The 24,285-nt window shown below is 61.4% G+C and carries 22 protein-coding genes; 16 read left to right on the top strand and 6 right to left on the bottom strand.

All coding sequences use genetic code 11. The features are described 5' to 3' along the window. Positions 1 to 35 precede the first annotated feature (35 nt). From HB676_RS02845 to HB676_RS02830, 4 genes are all read left to right on the top strand, one after another. On the top strand, positions 36 to 1,277 hold the full coding sequence (locus HB676_RS02845) for a PLP-dependent aminotransferase family protein (RefSeq protein ID WP_213736160.1): 1,242 nt from the start codon (positions 36 to 38) through the stop codon (positions 1,275 to 1,277). Positions 1,278 to 1,344: 67 nt separating this feature from the next. After that, positions 1,345 to 2,229 carry a LysR family transcriptional regulator gene (locus HB676_RS02840; protein ID WP_213736159.1) on the top strand — a complete coding sequence of 295 codons (885 nt, stop codon included), beginning with the start codon at positions 1,345 to 1,347 and terminating at the stop codon, positions 2,227 to 2,229. A gap of 106 nt (positions 2,230 to 2,335) precedes the next feature. After that, positions 2,336 to 3,574 carry a YbfB/YjiJ family MFS transporter gene (locus HB676_RS02835; RefSeq protein WP_213736158.1) on the top strand — a complete coding sequence of 413 codons (1,239 nt, stop codon included), beginning with the start codon at positions 2,336 to 2,338 and terminating at the stop codon, positions 3,572 to 3,574. Continuing rightward, positions 3,571 to 4,650 carry a nitronate monooxygenase gene (locus tag HB676_RS02830; protein ID WP_213736157.1) on the top strand — a complete coding sequence of 360 codons (1,080 nt, stop codon included), beginning with the start codon at positions 3,571 to 3,573 and terminating at the stop codon, positions 4,648 to 4,650. Before HB676_RS02835 ends, HB676_RS02830 begins: the two co-directional genes overlap by 4 nt. A 5-nt stretch (positions 4,651 to 4,655) precedes the next feature. Here HB676_RS02830 and HB676_RS02825 read toward each other — a convergent pair whose 3' ends face one another. After that, positions 4,656 to 5,942 carry an amidohydrolase/deacetylase family metallohydrolase gene (locus HB676_RS02825; RefSeq protein WP_213736156.1) on the bottom strand — a complete coding sequence of 429 codons (1,287 nt, stop codon included), beginning with the start codon at positions 5,940 to 5,942 and terminating at the stop codon, positions 4,656 to 4,658. Positions 5,943 to 6,126: 184 nt separating this feature from the next. On the opposite strand from HB676_RS02825, the gene HB676_RS02820 reads away from it, so the two are divergent. After that, complete coding sequence (locus HB676_RS02820; protein WP_213736155.1) at positions 6,127 to 7,401, top strand: serine hydrolase domain-containing protein; 1,275 nt, start codon at positions 6,127 to 6,129, stop codon at positions 7,399 to 7,401. Between the two features lie 93 nt (positions 7,402 to 7,494). Beyond that, the gene (locus tag HB676_RS02815) at positions 7,495 to 7,695 is read left to right on the top strand and encodes a hypothetical protein (protein ID WP_213736154.1); all 201 of its coding nucleotides are present in this window, start codon (positions 7,495 to 7,497) and stop codon (positions 7,693 to 7,695) included. 75 nt (positions 7,696 to 7,770) lie between these two features. Here HB676_RS02815 and HB676_RS02810 read toward each other — a convergent pair whose 3' ends face one another. The 3 genes from HB676_RS02810 to HB676_RS02800 form a co-directional block, all read right to left on the bottom strand. Then, positions 7,771 to 8,589, bottom strand: a complete 819-nt coding sequence (locus HB676_RS02810) for an aldo/keto reductase (protein ID WP_213736153.1) — start codon at positions 8,587 to 8,589, stop codon at positions 7,771 to 7,773. 290 nt (positions 8,590 to 8,879) lie between these two features. Then, positions 8,880 to 10,463 (bottom strand): alkaline phosphatase D family protein, encoded by a 1,584-nt coding sequence (locus tag HB676_RS02805; protein ID WP_213736152.1) that lies wholly within the window; start codon positions 10,461 to 10,463, stop codon positions 8,880 to 8,882. A 281-nt stretch (positions 10,464 to 10,744) separates the two neighbouring features. After that, the gene (locus tag HB676_RS02800; RefSeq protein ID WP_213736151.1) at positions 10,745 to 11,194 is read right to left on the bottom strand and encodes a hypothetical protein; all 450 of its coding nucleotides are present in this window, start codon (positions 11,192 to 11,194) and stop codon (positions 10,745 to 10,747) included. A 202-nt stretch (positions 11,195 to 11,396) separates the two neighbouring features. On the opposite strand from HB676_RS02800, the gene HB676_RS02795 reads away from it, so the two are divergent. The 5 genes from HB676_RS02795 (at position 11,397) to HB676_RS02775 (ending at position 16,625) form a co-directional block, all read left to right on the top strand. Further along, a complete protein-coding gene (locus HB676_RS02795) occupies positions 11,397 to 12,380 on the top strand; it encodes a TRAP transporter substrate-binding protein (protein WP_213736150.1) in 984 nt (327 codons plus the stop codon). Positions 12,381 to 12,655: 275 nt separating this feature from the next. After that, positions 12,656 to 13,603: an NrtA/SsuA/CpmA family ABC transporter substrate-binding protein gene (locus HB676_RS02790; RefSeq protein WP_213736149.1), complete on the top strand. Its 948-nt coding sequence runs from the start codon at positions 12,656 to 12,658 to the stop codon at positions 13,601 to 13,603. A 138-nt stretch (positions 13,604 to 13,741) separates the two neighbouring features. Further along, positions 13,742 to 14,482, top strand: a complete 741-nt coding sequence (locus tag HB676_RS02785) for an ABC transporter permease (protein ID WP_346347256.1) — start codon at positions 13,742 to 13,744, stop codon at positions 14,480 to 14,482. Next, a complete protein-coding gene (locus HB676_RS02780) occupies positions 14,475 to 15,257 on the top strand; it encodes an ABC transporter ATP-binding protein (protein ID WP_213736148.1) in 783 nt (260 codons plus the stop codon). Before HB676_RS02785 ends, HB676_RS02780 begins: the two co-directional genes overlap by 8 nt. 39 nt (positions 15,258 to 15,296) lie before the next feature. Then, a complete protein-coding gene (locus HB676_RS02775) occupies positions 15,297 to 16,625 on the top strand; it encodes an amidase (RefSeq protein ID WP_213736147.1) in 1,329 nt (442 codons plus the stop codon). Positions 16,626 to 16,690: 65 nt separating this feature from the next. On the opposite strand, the gene HB676_RS02770 is transcribed toward HB676_RS02775, so the two are convergent. Both HB676_RS02770 and HB676_RS02765 read right to left on the bottom strand, forming a co-directional pair. Beyond that, a complete protein-coding gene (locus HB676_RS02770; RefSeq protein WP_346347242.1) occupies positions 16,691 to 17,563 on the bottom strand; it encodes a substrate-binding domain-containing protein in 873 nt (290 codons plus the stop codon). A gap of 547 nt (positions 17,564 to 18,110) precedes the next feature. Then, on the bottom strand, positions 18,111 to 18,287 hold the full coding sequence (locus HB676_RS02765) for a hypothetical protein (protein ID WP_213736145.1): 177 nt from the start codon (positions 18,285 to 18,287) through the stop codon (positions 18,111 to 18,113). Here HB676_RS02765 and HB676_RS02760 point away from each other — a divergent pair. The 5 genes from HB676_RS02760 to HB676_RS02740 are packed head-to-tail and all read left to right on the top strand — an operon-like array spanning position 18,286 to position 24,275. Further along, the gene (locus HB676_RS02760) at positions 18,286 to 19,539 is read left to right on the top strand and encodes a RidA family protein (protein WP_213736144.1); all 1,254 of its coding nucleotides are present in this window, start codon (positions 18,286 to 18,288) and stop codon (positions 19,537 to 19,539) included. The two genes, HB676_RS02765 and HB676_RS02760, sit on opposite strands and share 2 nt — an antisense overlap. Positions 19,540 to 19,583: 44 nt before the next feature. After that, on the top strand, positions 19,584 to 21,158 hold the full coding sequence (locus HB676_RS02755; RefSeq protein ID WP_213736143.1) for an ABC transporter ATP-binding protein: 1,575 nt from the start codon (positions 19,584 to 19,586) through the stop codon (positions 21,156 to 21,158). Next, positions 21,155 to 22,186, top strand: coding sequence for an ABC transporter permease (locus HB676_RS02750; RefSeq protein WP_213736142.1), 1,032 nt, complete (start codon positions 21,155 to 21,157; stop codon positions 22,184 to 22,186). Before HB676_RS02755 ends, HB676_RS02750 begins: the two co-directional genes overlap by 4 nt. Further along, positions 22,183 to 23,199, top strand: a complete 1,017-nt coding sequence (locus HB676_RS02745; RefSeq protein ID WP_213736141.1) for an ABC transporter permease — start codon at positions 22,183 to 22,185, stop codon at positions 23,197 to 23,199. Before HB676_RS02750 ends, HB676_RS02745 begins: the two co-directional genes overlap by 4 nt. 29 nt (positions 23,200 to 23,228) lie before the next feature. After that, positions 23,229 to 24,275: a BMP family protein gene (locus HB676_RS02740; protein WP_213736140.1), complete on the top strand. Its 1,047-nt coding sequence runs from the start codon at positions 23,229 to 23,231 to the stop codon at positions 24,273 to 24,275. Positions 24,276 to 24,285 lie beyond the last annotated feature (10 nt).

Raw genomic sequence — 24,285 nt, 5'->3', positions numbered from 1 at the left:
GTCGGAACCAATAAAGAACAAGGGAGACGCCGTTCATGACCGCTGCTGTATTTGATTTCGCGCCATTGCTGCCAGCGGGATTGCCCGCGGCTGCGGCGAAATGGACCGGGCTGGCGAAATACAGCTTCGTTGGCGGCAACAATGATCCGGATCAGGTCCCCCTCGAGGGCCTGATCGACGCGGTCAATGCCGTGCTCAAGCGCGAAGGCAGGACACTGGCGACCTATGGGCTCGCCAGCGGCCCGCAGGGGTATCTGCCGCTGCGCCAATTCCTCACTGCGAAACTGAAAGCCGACGCCGGTATCGCCTGCACCGCCGACGAGATCCTGATCGTTTCGGGTTCGCTGCAGGCGCTCGACCTCGTCAACGCCACGCTGCTGGCCCGCGGCGATACCGTGATCATCGAGCGCGACAGCTATCAGGGCTCGATCAACCGACTGACAAGGCTCGGCGTCAATATCGTCGGTATTCCGCTCGATCATGAGGGTATGCGGATGGATGCGCTGGCGGAGGCGCTCGCCGACCTCAAGAGCCGCGGCATCACGCCGAAATATATCTACACCATTCCGACCGTGCAAAACCCGACCGGCACCATCATGCCGGTCGCGCGCCGCACCGAACTCCTGAGGCTGGCTGAACAATATGGCGTGCCGATCTTCGAGGATGATTGCTATGCCGATTTGATCTGGGACGGCCAACGCCCGCCGGCGATTCACGCGATGAGCAAAACCGGCAACGTGATCCATATCGGCTCATTTTCAAAATCGATCGCACCGGCGCTGCGCGTCGGCTACATCGTGGCCGGATGGGGCGTGATGTCGCGGATGCTGTCGCTGAAAACCGACGCCGGTTCGGGCGCGCTGGAACAGATGGTACTCGCGGAATATTGCGCGCCGCATTTCAGCACCCATGTGCCGAAACTGACGCGGGGCTTGCGCGCCAAGCTGGAGACGCTGATGGAAGCGCTCAACGAGCAATTCGGCACCTCGGCCGAATTCGAGGACCCCAAGGGCGGCATCTTCCTGTGGGTCAAATTGCCCGATCAGGTCGATACGCTGAAGCTCTATCAGGCTGCACTGGCGGCCGGCGTCTCCATCAATCCCGGACCGGAATGGTCGGTCGACAAGGCCTATGCCGGCAGCCGGCTGCGGCTGTGTTTCGCCAGTCCCACGCATGAAGAAATCCGCGAGGGCATAGCTCTGCTGGCCGAGGTCTGCCACCGGGAATTCGGTGTGCCGGAACGAAGCGCCAATATCGAGAAGCGCGGCCGTGCCTGACGGCTGCAGGCATGGCGGGATTTACGGCAATCCTGTAAGATCACGCCACCCTTAAGGAACTCGCGAGATGGACGCTGCCGACCTTCGAATGTTCCAGTCCGTGGCCAGCACGGGCAGCATGAGCAAGGCCGCGCATGAGCTCAACACCGTGCAATCCAACGTCACCGCGCGCATCAGGTCGCTCGAGGATGAAGTCGGATTCGCATTGTTTGAGCGAACCCATCGCGGGGTCACGCTGACCGCGGCGGGCCAGCGGCTGCTTCCCTTTGCGGCCCGTGCCGCGCGCCTCCTAGAAGACGCCAAACGCGCCGTCGCCGACGAGGGGACGCCTTCCGGGGCGCTTATGATCGGCTCGCTCGATACGACGGCGGCACTGCATCTGTCACCGGCGCTGGCGCGTTACGTCGCGGCCTATCCGGCGGTCGATCTGTCGTTGCGAACGGGAACCACGGCCGAGTTGATCGCGCAGGTGCTCGACCGGCAGCTCGACGGCGCCTATGTCTGCGGTCCGGTCAACCATCCGGATCTGCTCACCGATCCCTTCGTCCGGGAAGAACTGGTGATCCTGACCGGTCCTTCGATTGCGAGCTTCGAATCCTTGAGCAAGAAGCCGGATCTCAAGATCGTGGTATTGAAAGCCGGTTGCTCGTACCGGCAGAAACTCGAAACCATGCTGGCGCGGCGCGGCATTGTCGGCACGCGGCTGCTGGAGTTCGGCACCATCGAATCCATCATCGCCTGTGTCAGCGCCGGCGTCGGCGTGACCTTGCTGCCGCGCGCATTGCTCGGATCGGTGTGGGAGCGCGGACGGCTGCGCGTTCATCCGCTGCCGGGCGACGAGGGACAAGTCGACACCGTCTTTATCCGGCATCGCGAAGCCTTTGCCTCGAGCGCGCTACGCGCCTTCATGGAGTTGGTCCGGCCGGCCCTGACGATGGCGGCGGCTGAATAGTCCACCTGCCATCATTGGGCGCGATGGCGGCCATCTGATCAAACCATTACCCGACGGAATCCCGTTTGCTCTAGTGTCGCCGCAAACAATAGCGGCGGTGAACATCATGCAACGGGATAGCTCGATAGCGCTGGCCTTCGGCGGAATGGCGGCAATGACCGCCGCACTCGGCATCGGCCGCTTTGTCTACACACCGATCCTGCCTTCGATGATCGGCGCGCTCGGTTGGAGCAAATCCAACGCCGGGCTGATCGCCTCGGCCAACTTTGTGGGATATCTCATCGGCGCGGTGCTCGCTGGCCTGCCGTTCGCGGTGCGCCGGCCGCGATTCTGGCTCCTGGCCGCCTTGGCCATCAGCGCGGTCTCGACCGCTGCGATGGCGGTGCCGTCCGATATCGCTTCGTTCGCCGTGCTTCGTTTCATCGGCGGTGCCGCCAGCGCCTTCGTGATCGTGTGCGCGTCCACGCTGGTGCTGGAGCGGCTGGCATTGTCCGGGCGGGGACCGCTGTCAGCCATTCACTTCGCAGGCGTCGGCTTCGGCATCGTGATCTCGGCCATCGCAGTGTCCGCAATGCTGGCATCGGGCATCGGCTGGCGAAACCTCTGGATCGGTTCGGGCGCGATTGCGCTACTGGCGACGATTGTCGCCGCGACGCTGATTCCGGCCGCGCACAGTGTCGCCGCGACGCCTGAACCGGGCGCCGCGCGCAACGGTCCATCCGGCATCGGCACGATGACGCTGGCTTACGGATTGTTCGGTTTCGGCTACGTCATCACGACGACGTTCCTGATTGCCATCATACGGCTCACGCCTGCCGTTCACGCGTTCGAACCCTGGGCCTGGATGGTGGTCGGGATAGCCGCGATCCCTTCCGTCACGATCTGGGTCTGGCTCGGCAAGCGGATCGGCATCATGAACGCGTTTGCGGTGGCCTGCCTGATCGAAGCCGTCGGCGTTGCCGCCAGTGTCGAATGGATGACGATCACCGGCATCTGCCTGTCGGCGCTGTTGCTGGGCGGAACGTTCCTCGGCGTGACGGCGCTCGGACTGATCGCCGCACCAATACTCTCCGCCGGCAATTCCCATCAGGCCATTGGCCGCATGACCGCGAGTTTCGCGATCGGTCAGATGGCGGGACCAACGCTGGCCGGATTCCTGTCGGAGCATCTTGGCGATTTTCGCGTGGCATCGCTGATCGCCGCCGGGGCGCTGGTGATCGCCGCGGTACTTGCTGTCAGGACGTCGCGGATTTTCGCACAATCCCAAATCGTGGTAGCCAAGGCCCGCGAATGCAGCCCCGCCGGCCGCATCGCCGACATACAACCGATCAGGTGTTCGCCATGACGACCCGCCATCCGGCCCTGACGCACGCGCAGACGTTTGCCGACGCCTATGGGCTTCGCTTGCCGATCCTGCTCGCGCCGATGGCAGGCGCATGCCCGCCGTCGCTGTCCATCGCCGTCGCCAATGCCGGCGGGCTCGGAGCCTGTGGCGCGCTGCTGATGCAGCCGGCCGCCATCAAAGCGTGGGCTGCGGAAGTTCGCGCCAAAAGCAACGGCGCCTTCGCGCTCAATCTGTGGATTCCCGATCCCAAGCCGCACCGCCATGCCGAAACCGAAAACGCCGTGCGCACATTCCTGGGCGAGTGGGGGCCGGAGGTCCATCCGCAGGCTGGCGATCCAGCACTGCCGGATTTCGAAGCGCAATGCGATGCCATGCTGGAGGCCGCACCGCCGATCATCTCGTCGGTGATGGGGCTTTATCCCAAAACCTTTGTCGACCGGATGAAGGCCAAAGGGATCAAGTGGTTTGCCAATATTTCCACGGTGACCGAAGCCAGGGCCGCGCAGGATGCCGGCGCCGACGCGGTCGTCGCACAGGGCATGGAGGCCGGCGGTCACCGCGGCGCCTTCGATGCCGCGACCGCCGAAGCCCATATGGTCGGCCTGTTTGCGCTGATCCCGGCGGTGGTCGATGCGGTCGATATTCCCGTCGTCGCGACCGGGGGCATTGGCGACGCGCGTGGCGTCGCTGCCGCATTGCTGTTGGGTGCATCCGCCGTTCAGATCGGGAGCGGTTTTCTCCGCTGCCCCGAGGCCAAACTGCCTCAGGCATGGTCCGATGCCATCGGACAGGCCCTGCCGGAACATACGATGGTGACGCGCGCGTTCTCGGGCCGGCCCGGCCGCACCATCGCGACTGCCTATACGCGTGCCGCGGGTTCGTCTGACGCGCCGAAGCCGGCGCCCTACCCCGTGCAACGCGGACTGACGCAGGCGATGCGCGACGAGGCCGTCAAAGCCAATGACATCGATCGCATGCAGGCATGGGCCGGCCAATCGGGCCGGCTCGCCCGCGCCCAGCCTGCGGGCGAAGTGGTGGGCCATTTATGGGAAGGCGCTCAGAAGCTGTTGGGGTAAGTCCCTTACCTCACCGCAAACGGCGACTGATAGGGCCGTCCGAACGGCACGCCGTTGATCACGGTCTGTACCGGTTTCAACGAGACCTTGCCCTCGCGCTTGTTGTTGCGGGTATCGACAAACGACACCGGCCCTTCCACCAGATCCATGATCGCGACATCGCCGGGCGCGCCGACCTGCAGCGTGCCGATTTTCGGCGCCCGGTTGATGATCTTCGCCGGCGCGGTGGTGGTCATCGTCACCACCTGCTCCAGCGAGAAACCCATCGCCATGAACTTGCCCATCACATTGGGCAGGAACGGCATGCCGGGCGTATTGCCGGAAAATACGTGCATGTCGGACGAAATGGTGTCCGGCGTACAGCCGCCGGGGATCGCGACCTCGGCCACGGTAAAGTCGAAACTGCCGCCGCCATGGCCGACGTCGAAGATCACGCCGCGCTGCTTGGCCGCCAGCGCGGCCGACAACAGTTTGCCGTCCTGCACGATGTTGGTGAAGACACCGGCATTGTTCGGCGCACCGGAATAAGCGTGGGTCAGGACGTCGCCGGGCCGCAACAGATTCAGAATATCGGACATCAGCGCGCCGGTCTCGACGCCGCCGATATGCACCATCATTTTGGCCGGCCAGCCGCACATCTCGCAGGCCTGGATGCCGCGTTTGAGCGGCTCGAGGCCGTGCTTGTAGATCACGTTCTCCGACATCCGCACCTTGACGCCGATCAGGAAGTCCTGATTTTCCGCCAGCCCCATCGCGCAAGCTTCGACCTGCGCATTGTCGATATTATAAAGCTCGGCGACCGGGAAGGCTGACAATCCGTTGTTGGCAATGTGAAGAAACGCGTACATCCGCGCCCGCGTCTGCGCGACGATATAACGCCGCAGCGCCGCCAGATTATTGACGCCGGCATCGCCGGCCGACACCACCGTGGTGGTCCCCTGAAATTGCACCAGTTCGTCGGCCGGAATGCCGATCGCCGAGCCGTAGGGATAGACATGGCAATGCAGATCGATCAGGCCCGGCGTGACCAGTTTGCCCGACGCGTCGATGCTCTTGGAGATGCGCGCGGCGGGAATCTCGGGCTCGATCGCCTCGATCACGCCCCAGCGGATGCCGATGTCGCGCTTGCCGCGCAGCGACTGGCTGGGATCGAGCACGTCGCCGCCCTTGATCACCAGATCGAATTTGTCATTTGGACCCATCGCCGCATCGGCCGGGGAGCGCCCTGATACTGTCGCGACAGCCGCTGAGCCCGTAAGCGCAAGAAAATGACGGCGTGACAATGCGGACATGCTGGCGTTCTCCCCCAAGGGTTATTTCTAAAAGGTTATTTTTATCGTTTGATGATGCGCCGGGCAGCGGATTTGCGCAAGCCGCAGACCGACACCGCGCAAACGCCGCTGGTCTCTGCGGACTGGCTGCCATAGTCTTGCGACACGATTATCGAGGGCCGCAGAGCCCGCACGGGAGACGTCCATGCCGGCACTTAAAATTCTCGCGACCACCTTGTGTCTGCTGGCGTCCGGAGCTGCCTTCGCCGACGAGCCGTTGCCACGCGCCAAACCCGAAGAAGTCGGCCTCTCCAGCGAGCGGCTGGCGCGGATCGGCGAGACACTAAAGGCCGACATTGACGCCGGACGCATTCCCGGCGCTGTCATCGCGATCGCCCGGCACGGCAAACTGGTGATGCTCGATGCCTATGGCTGGCGCGACAAGGCGGCCGGCGTCGCGATGACCACCGATACCATCTTCAACATCGCCTCGATGACCAAGCCGATGACGACAGTCGGCGCGCTGATGCTGTATGAGCGCGGCAAGATCCTGATGAACGACCCGCTCGCGAAATATTTCCCGAAATTCGCACAGATGCGCGTTGCCGTGCGTGACGCCAGCGGAGAACCGACCGCTGAAACCGTGCCAGCCAATCGTCCGATCACGATCCAGGATCTGATGCGCCACACCTCCGGACTTGTCTATGGCGGGCGCGGCAACACGCTGGTGCACAAGATGTACCCGGCCGGCAGCAGCGATGCCGGACGCGACTATGATGGCGCTGGTTTCATCGACAAATTGTCATCGCTGCCACTGTTGTACCAGCCGGCCACCGTCTGGGATTACGGCTTCGGTCTCGATGTGCTCGGCCTCACCATCGAACAGATCAGCAAGCAATCGCTTGGAACATATCTGCAGGCCAATCTGTTTGCGCCGCTTGGCATGACCGATACGGGATTTTCGATATCCGCGGACAAGGCCGCGCGCTACGCCAAACCGTTGCCGATCGATCCCGACACCGGCAGGCCGCAAGCGCGCAGCCCCGAACTGACGCAACCGCTCAAATTCGAATGCGGCGGCGGCTGCGCGGCCTCGACCGCCTCCGACTATCTGCGCTTTGCGATGCTACTGATGAACGGCGGCCGCTCCGGCGAGGCGCGTCTGTTGAGTCGCAAGACCATCGAATACATGCTGTCCGATCAGCTTGGGCCAAATATCAAGAATCTGGTCGGCAACGCCGATCCGACCCGCGCCGATTTCGGATTCGGCCTCGGGCTTGCGGTGCGCACGACGCCCGGCTTGGTCCGGCTGATGGGATCGGTTGGACAATTCACCTGGCCCGGCGCCAGCGGCACCGATTGGTGGGTTGATCCCAAGGAAGACCTCGCTGTCGTGTATCTCTCCGCGGCGCCCGGCCCTGTTCGTTGGCACTATCGCCAAAAGATCAATGCGCTGGTGTATCAGGCCATCATCGAATGACCGGATGAATGGCTGTTCAGAATTCTTTCCGGTTTCGTCTGGAACGTTCCCCGTGACCCGATGTTGGTGTCCCGATCAAATGAGGAGGACATCATGAAGAAGTTTGGATTTATCATTGCCGCGCTTGGCACCATCGCCATTGCCGCACCGTCGATTGCAAGTGCCGAGGAAATGGTGATCAGGCACGGTCACGACCGGATGAACGCGCGTGCGGAAATGCATCGCGATCACGGCTGGCATCGTCACCATCATGATCGCGTCGTGGTCATGCGGCACCGTCATCACGATCGCTAAGGCGTAAGACAAAAATGGCCCCGCAAGGGGCCATTTTCTTTTGGGCTTTTGAATGAATAGCGTACGGCGAGCGATTTAATCCCACGCCGGCGCAAAGCCGGGATTCACAAAATGCTTGTCTTTCGGCAGGCCCGCGATCGCCTTCAGATCCTCCTCGTCAAGCCCGACATTGAGCGCGTCGAGATTGGCCTTCTGGCTTTCGGCGCGTGAGGCCTTCGGAATTGCCGCGACACCGTCCTGATCGAGCAGCCACTTCAACGCCACCTGGGCCGCACTGGCGCCGTGCTTGCGGCCGATCGCAATCAGCGTCTCGTCCGAAGCTACCCGGCCCTGCCCCAGCGGGCAATAGGCCACCAGCGGGATCGCTTTCGACGCCATATATTGGCGCAGCGGGGTCTGATCGAGCATCACGTGATATTCGACCTGATTGCAGGCGATCGGCGCCTTGATCTCCTCGACCACGGTCTTCAACAGCGCGATGTTGAAATTGGCGACCCCAATGGCGCGGGTGCGGCCTTCCTGCTTCAGTTTCTGCAACGTTTCGAACATCGCCGGCAGGTCCATGTTCTTCGCCGGCCAATGCACCAGATAAAGATCGACGTGATCGAGCCGCAGCTTTTTCAGGCTGGCGTCGAACGAGCGGCGCATCGCATCCGGCGCAAGGTTCTCGTTCCAGACCTTCGTCGTGATATGCAGATCCTTGCGCGGGACTTTGGTCGATGCGAGGGCTGCCCCGATGGCCTCCTCATTGCCGTACATTTCCGCGGTGTCGATGTGCCGGTAGCCGAGACCGAGCGCGCTTTCGACCGCCGCACGGCAGGCGTCGCCCTGCAATCGATAGGTGCCGAGCCCAAGCCGCGGCAGGCTGATGCCTTGGGTATGCAATTGTTCCATGATAACTCCTGAAGACCTGAAATCGCCGGATGAGGGGCCGGCGCCGTCATATGAAGTGGGTCGGATTGACCTGACGGAAGAGACAGTGTGACAGTTGCTTCATAGTCTGCCGGAAGCGCAGAGTCCAAATCAAGATCGGGTTAGAAGCGATGGTCAGGGCGCTGCGACAATGGCTGGAGGGCCACCAATTGCTGGCGATTGTTGCCGCCGTGGTGTGCATCCTCGTGCTGCTGTCGATGCTGCTGGTCTTTGGCGGCTATATGATCGTGGCGCGTTAGGCCTCTCCGCGCCTAAATATGTTCCGCCAACATCCGTCCCGGCCGTGCATCCGGCCGCGGCTCGATATCAACCGACCATAGCGAGCGATCATCGACGTCCTTCAGAGTCACGGTCATGACCCCTGATGCGCCGTCGATATCGACCCGGCCGAAAAACTGCAGACCGAAACATGGCGCTAAATTCTCGCCCTGCTCGGCGCTGCAGCCCTTCTGATATATTGCCTGGGGCCCGAAGGTATTGTCGAGTTCGCCGGGGCTCCAGGTCCCCGCATGCAACGGACCGGAGACGAATTCCCAGAACGGCTCGAAATCGCTGAACACAGCCCGGTTGGGATCGTAGTGATGCGCGGCGGTGTAATGCATGTCGGCGGTCAGCCATACGGTATTGCGGACGCCGGCGCGTTTCATGAACGACAAGAGATTGGCGATCTCGTGTTCGCGCCGCTCCGGCGGACCATCGCCAAGTGCGACAGCGTCCAGGCTTATCAACCCGATCGGCAGGTCGGCGGCAATCACCTTCCAGGTCGCGTCGGAAGCCGCGAGTTCGCGCTTCAGCCAGGCCAGTTGGGCCGATCCCAGGATGAAGGCCTCGCCGGGATCGTCGCGCTTGTTCCAGGTCGAGTCACGGTAGCTGCGCATGTCGATCAGGAAAACATCGAGCCGCGGCCCATATGAAATCTTGCGATAGACCCGGCCGGCCTGTTCGGGGGTCGCGCGGATCGGCATGAATTCGAAAAACGCCTGACGTGCACGCGAGACCAGATTGGAGGTGCCGTCCTCCGCGTAGCCGGTGGCATCGACGCTGCCGACCGGCGACCAGTCGTCACATACTTCGTGGTCGTCCCACTGCGCGAACATCGGTACCTGCGCATGGAAGGCGCGCAGATTGTCGTCGAGCCAATTGTATTTATAATTGCCGCGAAACTGCGCGAGGCTGCGCGCCACCACGGATTTCTCCTCGGTGATGATGTTGCGCCAGATCTCGCCGTTCGGCAGTTTTTGTTCTGATGGCACCGTGCAATCCGCATAGATGTGATCGCCGGAATGGATGAAAAAATCAGGACGATTTTCGAGCATGGTCCGGTAGGTTCGCATGCCGCCGCGGGCGGGATCGATGCCCCAGCCCTGGCCTGCGGTGTCGCCCGACCAGACGAACGAAACTGAAGCTGGTTCGGCCGGCGCCGTCTTGAAATGTCCGGTCTGGGTTTCGCCGGATACGCCCTCGGCGAACTCCTCAAACCGCACCCGGTAGAAAATATCCTGCCCGGGCGGAAGCCCGGCGAGTAGCGCTTTCGCGGTAAAATCATGGGTTGGCAGCGCGTCTGACGACGCCTGGCCGAAGATGGTCTTGAAGCTTTCGACGGTAGAATATTCCACCTGCATTCGCGCCGGCCGGTCCGCCCTCGCCCACACCACCGCGGAGCCATCGGATACATCGCCGGATTGAATGCCGCTGACAACAGGCGGGCGATCCGCGGCGCGGCTGAGATAAGGTTTCGCGAGGCTTCCCACGCCAGCGAGCGCGACCGTGGATGCGGAACGCACCAGCAGATCACGCCTTGTCAGCGTCTTTCGCGCGCGGATCGCAATCGCCATGGTGGCCACCTCGTCGAATCACGACGGAGGGTGCCCGCTCAACTTGACTCAGAGCCGAAGGTTTTTTGACTCTGGGCCCAAGGTTTTGCGACAGGGGGATGACTCTGGGGTCTCAAGGACCGTCATTGCGAGCGGAGCGAAGCAATCCATAGCGCGGCACAAAGAAAGAATGGATTGCTTCGTCGCTTCGCTCCTCGCAATGACGAGTAAAAAGGCCTCGTCATCGAGGAATCTCGAGATTCCGGGTTCGATGCTTCGCACCATCCCGGAATGACGGAGTCCTATTTCTTCCAATTACAGATGCCGCCGGACCTGCATGGCCAGACCTGCACCCTCGCATCGAACGCCTGCGCGTCGAGCGGGCTGCCGTGGCGTTTTGCCAGTTTGGTTCTGGCCGAACCGCGCGGCTTCTCCGCCTGCACCATGCGGGCCTTGTGAACCGTAATGGTGGGCGCCGCTTTTGGTTCGGTGCCGGCCGGTTGTGCGTTGGCGGTTTCGGTGTTGGCCGTTGCTGTGTTGGCGTGGAAGCCAGCGCTGCCATTATCGGTTTTCACATCGAGCGGCCCCGGTGTGAATCCCGAGGCCGGCCCAAGCGCCTTCGGCGACAGCACCGCTTTCGACAGATCCAGTGTCAGGAATTCGCCTGGACGGTATTGCTCCGCGCGCGCCAGACCGCTCCAGGCCATGACACCCGCGCAAATAACCGCAATGAATAAATTCCTCGGGACCATACTGGCCTCCTGAAATACCCAAACAGGCAACCCCGATTATCTAGGAAGCGTTCCCTGCGATGCCAGTAGAACTTGTGGGCAAGGTTACCGTATCGGCGGTCCGAACCCCTGAAATTGGGCCAGTTCGGGCAGTTTACGCGCCGCCCGATCCTCGTTACCAAGAAGCGTGCACTGCACGTATGCCTGTGTGACCGGAGGAACTGTGCGACTTCTTCAAATGCTTACCGGCGCCCTGCTGCTGCATTATCCCCTCACTGCCCGCGCCCAAACCGTCTGGGACATGCCGACGGAATATCCGCAAAGCGCCATGCCCGGGCTTGGCGTCACGACATTCGCGCAACATGTCGCCGGACTAAGCGCCGGAAAGCTGCTGATCCATCCGAGCTTCGATGCCTCCAGGGGTATTCGATCGGCCGACATGCTGACCGCCATTGCGGAACGCCGCGTTCAGGCCGGCGACGCCTTTGCCGGGGCGCTCGAAGCAGAAGACGCGATCTTCGCACTGCCTTCGTTGCCGTTTCTGGTGACGTCGATTGCGGACGCCAAGCGGCTCGCCGATCTCGCCCGGCCCTACATCGCAGCGGCACTCCACAATAAAGGCCAGCGGCTGCTTTATCTGACGCCGTGGCCGCCCTCCGGCATCTGGTCGAAGACGCCGCTGAAGACGCCGGCCGATCTGTCCGGCCTGTCGATCCGCACCTACGACAAGATCTCGCGCGAGATTTTTGCCGGCGCCGGCGCCAGGGCCGTATCGATCAGCTTCGCGGATACGATGCCGAAGCTGGTCGACGGCAGCATCAACGCCGTGTTGTCGTCGGGCGATGGCGGCGCCGGTCGCGCGCTGTGGCAATTCCTGCCCTGCTTCAGCGAGATCAATTACACGCTGCCGATGTCGGTCGCGAGCGTCAATCAGGCGGTCTATGATGGATTGACGCCGGAGCTGCGCGACGCCGTCGATGCGGCAAGCCGCCAGACCGAGACCGAATTGTGGGTCGCGCTGTCCACGCGCTTGCAAGAAAATTATGCGCGGATGCGCGCCAATGGCGTGATCATCGATAGCCATCCTGCACCCGAGATCATCGCCGCCTTGCAATCCGGCGCCGTGGCCGCGCAGCAGGCCTGGTGTGTACGATCGGAGACTGAATGCGAGCAGGTTCTCACCGCGTTCAAGGCCGGCAAGCCTTAGACGGTACGCGTTTGGCTGGATCAGCGAGTTTTCGGCTTCATCCTTCGAGACGCCCGCCTTCGGCGGGCTCTCAGGATGAGGGCTGAGCAGGCTGATATCTCCGATCCCTCATGGTGAGGAGCGCGTCTTCGCGCGTCTCGAACCATGGATGCGATCACGAATAAGTCGACCCGGAATACCCCCGAAGCCACCCGCAATTTAGTTCACTCGATCTGACGCCTGCTGTAGGGTGGCGCCGCCGGGTTGCTTCAAGATCGTCCTTTGAAAGGGTCGTTATGTCTGTTGCGCCCAATTCGTTGCTGTCGCGTCTGTTATTCGTGTCATTGGGAGTCCTGTCGCTTCTCGCCGCCACGCCGCAAGCCCAAGCGGATGATCAGGTGCTGCGGGTCGGCACGCTCAAGCTTATTCACGGCATCACGCCCTACTTCTACCAGAAGTTTGCGCCGGCGGGTTATACCGTCGAGGTGGTGCCGTTCGAGAGCCCGACCGATGGCAAGAACGCGGTGCTGACCGGCACGGTCGATACCTGCATCCACGGCATTGCCGCGTTCCTGCTCGGCGCCGCCGCGGGTGAGCCGGTCGTGATCGTCGCCGCGGCGACCAATCGCGGCATGGGGATCATCGCCGACGCCAAATCCGACATCAGGACCATCAAGGATTTGAAAGGCAAACGCGTCGCGATCTTCCCGGGCTCGACGCAGGAAGTCGTGATCCTCGAGCGGCTCAAGGCCGAGGGCATGTCGATCGCGGATATTCAGCCGATCCGTCTGTCGTTCAGCGACATGGCCGGCGCATTGGCGCGTGGCGATATCGACGCCTATGTCGGCGCCGAACCGGGCCCGGGCATCAGCCTTGCCAACGGCACTGGTCGATTGATCGAATATCCCTATTCGACATCGATCGGCTCGCTCAACATGATCCTCTCGACCAGCGAAAAGATGATCAAGGAGAATCCCGACCGGCTCAAGATGATCATCGAGATGCACAAGAAGGCGACCGACTACGCGATGGCGCATCCCGAAGAAATGATCGAGGTCGCGATGCAGAAGCTCGGCCAGCAGCGCAAGTCGATCGAGATCGCGGTACCGAATGTCGAGCTGACCTGGAAGATCGATGACGAGTTCATCAAGCGCGCCAAGTCCTACAGCGCGCTGATGGTCGAGAAGAAGCAGGTTCGCCAGGCCCCGGACATGGCGCGGGCGATCACCGAACAGTTCATGTAGTCCGACGTGAACGACCACGCCACCGTCACGGCCGAAGGTGCGCAACCCAGCGCACCGGTTGCAGCGATCACCAGTCGCCGCCGCAACCGGCAGCGGCTGGAAACGCTGCGTGCCATCGTACTTGGCGCGGGCTTTCCGATCTTGCTGATTCTGATCTGGGACCGTGCCGTCGCGATGACGGGGACGCGGCTCATTCCGAGCCCGTATCAGGTCGCGGTGATGATGTACGATTTCTCGTTCGGCGGCATCTACGACGACGCCTTCAGCGGCACGATTTTGATTCATGTCTGGAAATCCGTGCAGCGCGTCTATGGCGGATTTTTCCTCGCGGCGCTGGTCGGCATTCCCCTGGGGCTGTTGATCGGGCGCATCAAGCTGCTGCGGCAATTGCTCGATCCGACGATCTCGCTGCTGCGGCCGATCCCGGTCACGGCGTGGCTGCCGCTCTCGATGATCTTCTTTGGCCTCGGGCCGAACGCGGCGATCTTCCTGGTGTTTCTCGGCGCGTTCTATCCGATCCTGCTCAACACGATATTCGGCGTGCGCTCGATCGATCCACGATTGTTTGAGGCGGCCTCGATGCTCGGCTGTGCGGGGACCCGCATGTTCCGGCAAATCGTGCTTCCGGCGTCGCTGCCGGCGATCTTCAACGGGTTGCGGGTAGCGCACGGCTTCGCCTGGATCCTGATCGTGGTCGGCGAGATGACGGGCGTTCCGACCGGGCTTGGTTCGGTGGTAATGGACGGCCGCACGCTGTCGCGCACCGATCTCGTGATCACTGGCATGATTGTGATCGGCGCCTGCGGCTTCGTCACCGACCGGATCATCGTCGCGATCAGCAACCGCCTGTTGAGTTGGAGCCCGCAACATCTTGAGTAATGCCCTTCACCCGGAAACCCTGACCGTCCGCGGCGTGACCAAGCGTTTCGCCGTCGGCGACGACGAGGTCGAGGCGCTGGCGCCGGTCGATTTGACGATACCGCAGGGCGAGTTCGTCTGCCTGATCGGCGCCTCCGGCTGCGGGAAATCGACGCTGCTGCGCATCATTGCCGGCTTCGAGGAGCCATCTACGGGAGAGGCTTTGATTGACGGCAAGACCATCACCGGCCCGGGCAGCGACCGCGGCATGGTATTTCAGGATTACGCGCTGTTTCCGTGGATGACGGTGCGGGAGAATATCAGTTTTGGGCCACGGCAGCGCCAATTGCTGCGCGGCGAGATCGAGAAGATCACCGACGAATTCGTCAGGATGGTTGGTCTTACGCCTTTCGCCGACCGCTATCCGAGCCAGTTGTCCGGCGGCATGAAGCAGCGCGTCGCGATCGCACGCGTGCTGGCCAACAATGCCAACATCCTGTTGATGGACGAGCCGTTTGGGGCGCTCGACGCGCTGACCCGCGAGCAGCTCCAACACGAATTGCTGCAGATCTGGACCCGCACCGGCGTCACCACCATCTTTGTCACCCATTCGGTCGAGGAAGCCGTGCTGCTGGCGGATCGCGTGCTGGTCATGAGCGCCGGCCCCGGGCGGATCGACAGCGATTTCCGTATCGAACTGACGAGGCCGCGCGACGTGTCGTCGCCGGAATTCAACGCCCTACGGCGTGCCATCGCGCGCCGGCTCACCAGCCATATTGCGCCCTCAAAGGCGTGATCGCTGGTCTGAACCAATTCATCGAAGGGATTTCCAGACATGACCGACCCAACAACACGCGCTGCTCCGGCCGGAGTTCTTGAACTTCTGCGTCAGTTCAAGGGCGATCCAGCCGCTGCCGATCGCTATGCGGCGGCGTGCCTGGAGAAAACCAAAGCCGTCGAGCCGAAGCTGAGAGCGTTCGAATATCTCCCCGCAGATGTGTCGCGCCGGCCGGGTCCGTTGTCCGGCATTCCCGTGGCGATCAAGGACATCATCGCGACGTCGGATATGCCGACCACGAACGGCTCGCCGATCTACAAAGATCACGTTCCAGCCAAAGACGCCTGGGTGGTCGAACGCCTGCGCAGCCTCGGCGCCACGATATTCGGCAAGACCGTCTCGACGGAATTCGCCTGGCGTCATCCGGGTCCCACGGTCAATCCGTGGAATCATGCTCACACGCCGGGCGGCTCATCCTCGGGCTCCGCGGCGGCGGTGGGCGCCGGCCTGGTACCGCTGGCGCTGGGCACGCAAACGCTGGGTTCGGTGATCCGCCCCGCCGCCTTCAACGGCGTGGTCGGCCTCAAGCCGAGTTTCGGCGCGATCCCGCGCACCGGCGTGCATCCGCTCAGCCCCTCGCTCGATCACGTCGGGTTCTTCGCGCGGCGCGTCGACGATGTCGCCCATGCGCTGTCACTGCTCGCCGCTTCCAGCGACCTCGATCTGCACGGCCGGCCGCTTCCCGGCTTTCAGGTCGATATCGCCGAGGGCGTACCGCCGCTGGAAAAGCCGCGGCTTGCGATCGTGCGGTTCGATAAATGGTCAAAGGCCGACCCCGAACAGCAGAAGCTGTTCGACGCGGCAATTGCCAAATGGCGCGATGCAGGCGCCATTGCGGAAGAGCTTGAACTCGCCGAGCTCGATTCAACCAACTGGAACGCCATCAACACCATCCTCGCCAGCGAGGCTGCGCTGATCTTCAGCGATCTCATTGCGCGCTATCCCGACCGCACCAGCGATCATCTGAAAACCGCGGTCCAGACCGGCAAGGTCCACGCCGCCTGGAATTATCTCGCCGCCAAAGCGCAACAGGAAAAACTGCGATCGCGCCTCGCAGCCGATATCGCGGGCTTCGACGCCGTCGTGACCTTGCCCGCATTCGGCGAAGCACCGAAGGGCCTGAGCTATACCGGCGACGCCGAATATTGCGCGCCATGGACCCTGCTCGGCGCCCCGGCGGTGTCGTTACCGGCAGGCTTTGGCAAGAACGGCTTGCCGCTCGGCGTGCAACTGGTCGGCGCCTACCGGCAGGACTTTCATCTGCTTCGGGTAGCGAAATGGGCCGAAACTGCCCTGCGGTTTGATCCCGGCGTCCCGGCGATCTAAGCCACGACGTTCAGTCCCCGGCGGTTGGCGTCAAGCTTCAAGCAATCGCCTGCGGCCGCGACATCTCATCCCCGGACACGTTTCAGTTCTGGCGACCGCGACATGGTAGAGCCTCGATCCATCAACTCGCCATGAATGAGACGGGTCGTCGGCGACGAAGCTACCTCCGCATCGCCGAAACCAAGTAGCTCGAGCGCCGCATCGGCCATCTGCGAAAAAGGATGACGGATCGTGGTCAGATCATAGGAAGCCCACGCGGCCATCGGCACGCCGTTGAAGCCCGCGATCGAAACATGATCCGGAATGATGAAGCCATTGCGCCTGAGTGCATCCATGCCGCCAAAGGCCATGATGTCGCTGGCAAAAAATATGGCGTCAGGTGGGTTGGACTGCCGCATCAATCGCAGCGCGGCATCGAAACCGGCCTGATAAGTATGGTCGCCGCCCTGCTCGATGAGGCACTCGACACCGTCCTCCTTCAACCGCGCGACAAAGCCGCTTTGGCGATCCATGCTGGTGGAAGCCCTAAGCTGGCCCGTGACGAAGGCCGGACGACGATGGTGCTGGCCCAGCAGGAACTCGGCCATCTGACGGCCGCCCGCAACATTGTCGCACGACACCGCATGAATCTCTAAACCCGGCACATAGCGGTTCAGCAGCACGACAGGCGTTTCGCGTTTGGCGCAAGCACGCGCCATGGAAGACGAAACGGTCGCCGAGGTAATGATGATACCATCGACCTGGTACTGCAGCAGCGTCGGGAGAATCTCGTCCACTTCTTGCCCAGGCGTCGGAACGAAAAGCAAGGTCTGGCAACCACGGGGTTGGAGCCGTTGCGTCAGTTCATCCAGTATGACGGCGTAAAACGGGTCGGTCAGATTGGGTAAAACGATCGCGACGATGTTGGTTCGCCGCGTCATCAGGCTGCGGGCGATCACATTGGGCTGGTAGCCAAGTTCAGCCGCGGTCGCCATGACACGGGTGCGCATCTCATCGGAAATGCTGGCCGTCGCGGTGAAGGCCCTTGAGATGGTGGATTGGGATACACCAAGGACGCGGGCGACTTCGTCAGCCGTCACACGCTGGCTCTGCCGTTTAGCGCGTGTCGATTCATTCATCTCGCATCAGCCCCGCAGTTCGGCGACACCCGTTCCTGATTGTGTTCCGCAACTGCTCGTCCCCGCTCCGCTTGCCGCTCAACCCGCTTTTTTCCGTGGAATCGGCTTCGCTCATTGGTTGTCATGCTTAGTGGATGCCAAAAATCGCGTCAACAATGCATACGAATGCATTTAGTCACTGCGCCAGCGATTATCCAAGCAGGCACACGAATACCCCATCTCTGACTGGATTTCATGAATTGCCGGACATCTCAGCCCGCGATTTTTTGAGCCTGCAAACGACCGGGAATGCTCCGCTCCACGCGATTTAGATGCATTCGCATTCACGCAATGACGTTAAACGCCCCACGTGAGATGCCTGGATTGATCAAAATCTCATCCAAAACTGCAGATATTCGCGGCTTTCTGCGAATAAAATAACCAAATAGCCGATGCATGCGCATGCAATTTGATCTTGTAGCGCCATCGTCGGCTCATTAGGCTTGGCCTCGAAAATCGATCGCCGTCCGTTTGTCTCGCTTGCTGCAACCGTGAGTAACGCCATGACCAAGCACCGTGCCGTCACATCAAATAATCCGAAGCCGCTTGCCCATTATACCGAAGCGACCGTCGCGGGCGGTTTGACGTTTCTGGCGGGGCAACTCGCATCCGACTTCAAGAACGGCGTGCCGAAAGAAGCCCGCAAGGATCCGAACTTTCCGTTTTACGGGTCTGACATCAAACTTCAGACCCGCTTCATCCTGAACAACATCAAAAATACGCTTCAGGCCGCGGGAAGCTCGTTCGAGCATGTCGTAAAGGCGCAGGTTTTCCTCACCGACCTCAACGATTTCGCGGCTTTCGACGAAGTGTGGCGGGAGTTCTTTGCCGTTCCGCCGCCGCGCACGACGGTGGGAACGTCCGGCCTGCTGGTAAAAGATACGCTGATCGAGATCGATTTGATCAGCGCGTTGCCGGAAAGCGGCGGTTTGATTGCGATCAGTTCGGCTAATCCCAAGCCGCTGGCTGCCTATACCGAAGCGACACGCGCGGGCGATCTGGTCTTTGCGGCAGGCCAGCTTGCCTCGGACTTCAAGACGGGCGTGCCCAAGGAAGCGCGCAAGGACCCGAACTTCCCGTTCTACGGTTCCGATATCAAGCTTCAAACCCGTTTCGTCATGGAGCATCTGAAAGCGACTTTCGCGGCCGCGGGCACGACGCTCGATCATGTCGTGAAGGCACAGGTGTTTCTTACCGACCTCGATAACTTCGCCGCGTTCGATGAAGTGTGGCGCGAGTACTTCAAGGTGCCGCCTCCGCGCACCACGGTCGGCGTCACCGGTCTCCTGATCAAGGATTCGCTGATCGAAATCGATCTCATTGCGTATGTGCCGGGCGGCACGACCCGTCACGAAGTGGTCGCCGACACCGGCAATCCGAGACCCCTCGCCAATTATTCCGAAGCCGTGACGGTGGGTGATTTTATCTTTGCCGCAGGCCAGCTCGCCACCGACTTCAAGACCGGCGTACCCAAGGAAGCGCGCAAGGACCCGAACTTCCCGTTCTACGGATCGGACATCAAGCTTCAGACCAAATACATCATGGAAAGCCTCAAGCGAACACTGGCCGCCGCGGGCAGCTCGCTCGAACAGGTCATCAAGGCCCAGGTGTTCCTGATGGACCTGAATGATTTCGCGGGATTCGATGAAGTATGGCGGGAATACTTCGCCGTGCCTCCGCCGCGCACCACGATCGGAACTACGGGACTTCTGATCAAGGACGCGCTGATCGAAATCGACGTCATAGGGGTTCGCTGACACCGCCACGGGCCTGCCTCGCCGATGCTTCCAGGTAAATCGCCATGAATTCCCGTTCGCCATTGCGACACATCGCGATATCCGAAAAGACTTCGGCGCAAAGCTGGCGGTTCGAGGCCTTCAAGGTCTCAAAGAGTTATGGAGCTGTCGTCGCCAATGACGACGTTTCCGTCGATCTGAAGGCGGGCGAGATTCACGCTTTGCTGGGCGAGAATGGCGCCGGCAAATCGACCATCATGAAAATACTCTATGGCATGGAACTGCCGGACGCGGGCCATGTCGCCATTGACGACAAGGTTCTGAAAATTACTTCGCCTGCCGATGCTATCGCGGCCGGTATCGCGATGGTGCACCAGCATTTCATGCTGGTGCCGAACCTGACCGTGCTCGAAAACCTGATCCTCGGAAACCGTCGGTTTGGTGGGATCTTATCCGACCGGCGCGCCGCTCGGGCCGAGATATCAGCCTTGGCCGAGCGTTATCGCATCGAAGTCGATCTTCAGAAAACCGTCAGCAAACTCTCGGTTGGCGAGCAGCAGCGCGTCGAAATCCTCAAAGCACTGGTGAGAGGGGCCCGTATCCTGATCCTGGACGAGCCGACGGCCGTTCTTACCCCGCAGGAAATAAAGGCCCTGGGTTTGACGCTGCGTGAACTCGCGCAAGAGCGGCATGGCATCTTCATCGTGACCCACAAGCTGCCCGAAGCCATGGGGCTGAGCGACCGCGTCAGCGTGATGCGCCGGGGCCGCCTGATCGGAACGTGGCCGACCGATCAGATCACTTCCGCAGAGCTCGTGATGCACATGGTGGGACGCAGCCTGCCTGAGTCCGTCAGCCGGCCGGAAGTGCTCCCAGGTCCCACCGTTCTGGAGTTGCGAGACATCTGCATTGCCGGCCACGCGGGCCGAACCATGCTGCAGAACATCAATCTGGAAATCGCAGAGGGTGAAATTCTTGGTGTTGCCGGGGTCGAAGGTAACGGGCAGCAGGAGCTGACAGAAGCCATTGCCGGATTACGCCAGGTTTCAGCCGGTGATATTTTTCTGTGCGGAAACGTCATCACCAATTCGCCGGCCGCCAGCATTTTGGCAGCGGGCGTCGCGCATATCCCGGAAGACCGGCATCGCGATGGCGTGGTGCTGGATTTTTCCCTGACGGACAATGCGATTTTGGTGGATCACCAAACGCCCGCCTTTCAGAAACGCGGCGTCATCGATCAAGGCGCCGTCATCCAATTTACCGACCGGCTGATCAACGACTACCAAATCCGCTGCAGCGGACGCGAAGCTCCCATGCGCAGCCTCTCCGGCGGCAACCAGCAAAAGCTCGTTCTGGGACGTGAACTCGCCCGCCGCCCCAAAATGCTGATTGCGGTGCAGCCCACCCGGGGGCTGGACGTCGGCGCCATCGATTACGTTCATCGGCAACTGATCGAACAGCGTTCGGCCGGCGTTGCCATTCTACTTATCTCGACAGAACTCGATGAAATCATCGCGCTGAGTGATCGCATTGTGGTCATGCGGGAGGGGCGCGTCACGCAGTTACCGGACAGACCTTCGATCGAAACGATCGGCGCAGCGATGCTCGGCTCCTTTGACGCCCCTGCGGGTGCCGAATGAACGCGCACGTCGATGCTCCCGCTGTCAACCGCTGGCGGCCTTTAGGGCTGGCAGCGGGACTGGTTGTGGCGTCGATGGCTTTGACGGGACTGGTGCTGTTGCCGATCGGGATCAACCCGATCGCCGCATACGCGCAAATCCTCAAAGGCGCTTTCGGCTCGGTCAATGCCGTCACCGAAGATCTCGTTTACGCGACGCCGATCATTCTCACATCACTTTCGGTGATACTCGCCTTCCGATGCGGCTTATGGAATCTGGGATCCGACGGTCAACTCTACCTCGGCGCCATCGCAACGGTTGGACTGGGATTCAATCGATTTGGATTGCCTGGGCCGGCTCTGCTGCCGGCCATGGCTGTCGCGGCATTCGCTGCCGGGGCGGCTTGGGCTGCGGTGCCCGCCGTGCTGCGCCTGCGGTTCGGCGCCAGCGAGGTGATCGTCACCATCATGATGAATTTCCTCGCCGTGACGATTGCAACTTATCTGGTCGGCGGCCCCTGGGCGTCGGGGATAACCCCCGCGACCGCGCCCATCGTGCCGGAAGGATTTCTTCCGGTGTTGATTTCGGGCACGCGCCTGAACGCCAATTTTCTGGTCGCGATTGCGGCGGCTGCCATTCTGTCTTTTGTGCTGCGTCGGACGGTGTTCGGCTATCGGCTGCGGACCATCGGCCAGAATGTGGACGCGGCGCGATATGCCGGCATGCCAGTCACCAAAATACGGTTTTTGAGCTTCGCTTGCGCCGGCGGCCTGGCAGGTCTCGCCGGATTCGGAGAGGTCGCCGGCATCTACCACAATCTGCCCAACGGGCTTTCTCCCGGTTTCGGATTTACGGGTATCGTCGTCGCGCTGCTTGCGCGGCTTAATCCAGTTTGGGCCGTGATCATCGCCTTTGCGCTGGCGGCCTTGAATGTCGGTTCAGGCGGCATGCAGAGAGCGATGGGGATTCCCGTCTCGCTCGTCTCCATCATGGAAGCTGTGTTGATTTTGCTGGTGCTCTCGACGCGGATGCTGGAGCGGCGGGCATGACATTTTCATCGTTCCTTGAACTCAGCTTCTGGATCCCCCTGCTCGCTGCGGGCGTGCGGGTCGCAACGCCATTATTATTTGCCAGCCTCGGCGAAGCGGTGTCCGAACGTGCCGGCGTGATCAACGTCGGCCTCGAAGGCATGATGGCGCTTGGCGCCATCGTCGGTTTCCTCGTCGCCTATTGGACCGGACTGAGCTGGGCAGGATTGCTTGCGGCGGCCGCAGCCGGCCTCGCGGCCAGTCTCATTTTCGGATTTCTCACCATTTTTCGCGGCGCCGATCAGGTCGTTACCGGAATTGTCATGAACATCTTGCTGCTGGGCCTTGCAAGCTTTGCCTATGCCAGCATCTTTTCATCCGCCCACGTCGTGGCGCAGTTGACTGCGATCCCGATTTTCCGGGTACCCTGGCTGAGCGATCTGCCGATCATCGGCCGGCCGTTCTTCGCGCAATCTCCCATCGTTTACGTTGTGTATCTGTTGATCCCCGTATTCTGGCTGCTGCTCGAACATTCGCAGTGGGGATTGAGCGTCCGCGCCGCGGGCGAAAATCCCGAAGCCGTGGACAGTGCAGGCATCAACATCTGGTATCTGCGGCTTCAGGCGGTGGCAATTTGCGGCGCGATGGCCGGTCTGGCTGGCGCCATTCTCGCGGTGATTCAGATTGGCGCCTATGTCGACGGCATGATCTCCGGCCGCGGCTTCATTGCATTGGCGATCGTCGTGTTCGGCGGATGGCGCCCCTGGCGCGTCGCGGCAGCCGCGTTGTTGTTTGGTGTTGTCGACGCCTTTCAGTTGCGGCTTCAGGTCAGCGGCGTGCCGATCCCCAGCCCGTTTCTGATCGGCATGCCGTACATCCTCACGATCGTTGTCGTGGCGTTTGTGGCCGGCCGGGCCGGATACCCCGCAGCAATCAACAAAGCTTATCCGCTGCGGCATTTCTCCCGCAAAGCCCGAAAATTGCTACCGGCTGACAGTGCAGCCGTGCATCCGCTCCCTCAGGAGAATTCGTGAGGTTTGTCCAACAACCAGGAGATAAGAACATGGAAATGAAAAACTTGAAGCGCTTGCGGGCCACATTGGTAATCGGAACCGTCTCTATTCTTGGGACCACCGCCGGCTGGGCCAAGGATGCCAAAGTCGCCTATATCCCCTGCGGTCAGGTCAACGACGGCTCGTGGAGCCAGGCCGGCTATGACGGCGTAAAAGCCGCTAAAGACGCCTTGGCAAAATCCGGCACCAACATCACCGTCGATTACAGTGAGAACCTGTCGCCGTCACAGGCCGAAGTCGCGGCACGTGATTACGCGACCAAGGGCTATCAGACGGTGGTCCTGCACTGCGGGACCTTTGCGAACGCTGCGTATAATGCCGGCAAGGATTTCCCCAATACCAACTTCCTGATCGTCGTCGCACCCAAATCGGTAGGCAACGTCTGGACATACATTCCGGCAATGCAGGACATTTCCTTCGTGGCGGGCTATCTGGCGTCGAAGATGAGCAAATCAGGCGCGGTCGGGGTCGTCGCGAGTTACAACTTCTCCAACATCACCTGGCAGGCCGAAGGTTTCCGGCTCGGTGCCCGCTACGGCAACCCGAAGATCAAGACCTACTCCAACTACATCAACAGCTTCGACGATGCCGGCAAAGCCAAGGAAGCCGCCCAAGCGGAGATCGATAGCGGGGCAGACGTGATCTACAGTGCAACGGATCAGGCGTCGCGCGGCATCTACGCCGCCGCGGAGACGAATGGCAATCTGGCGATCGCGTCCTACTCCGATCAGTCAAAACTCTCGCCGAAAACCGTGCTGGCGAGCGCGCTGGCCAACATTCCGTTGCTGGTCGAGGAAATGGTCAGCAATTCAGTTTCGGGCAAGCTCGTTGCCGACAAGGTTTATTCTGTCGGCATGGCCGGCGGCATTGGCGATCTCGCGATGAATCCTGAACTCTCCAAAACCATCCCGCCGGAAGTGGCAAAGGATGTGCAGACCTTGATGGCGGCCATCAAGTCCGGTCAGATCAAGGTTCCTGCGATCTCGGAGCCGGGTCAGTCGGAGAAATATGATCTGAGCGAGCTGAAAGCAAAGTAACAGGAAGCGT

Source organism: Bradyrhizobium sp. dw_411, assembly GCF_018449695.1.
GTDB lineage: Bacteria > Pseudomonadota > Alphaproteobacteria > Rhizobiales > Xanthobacteraceae > Bradyrhizobium.
The sequence above is the reverse complement of the archived record's forward strand: the minus strand, read 5'-3'. Positions and strand labels throughout refer to the sequence as shown.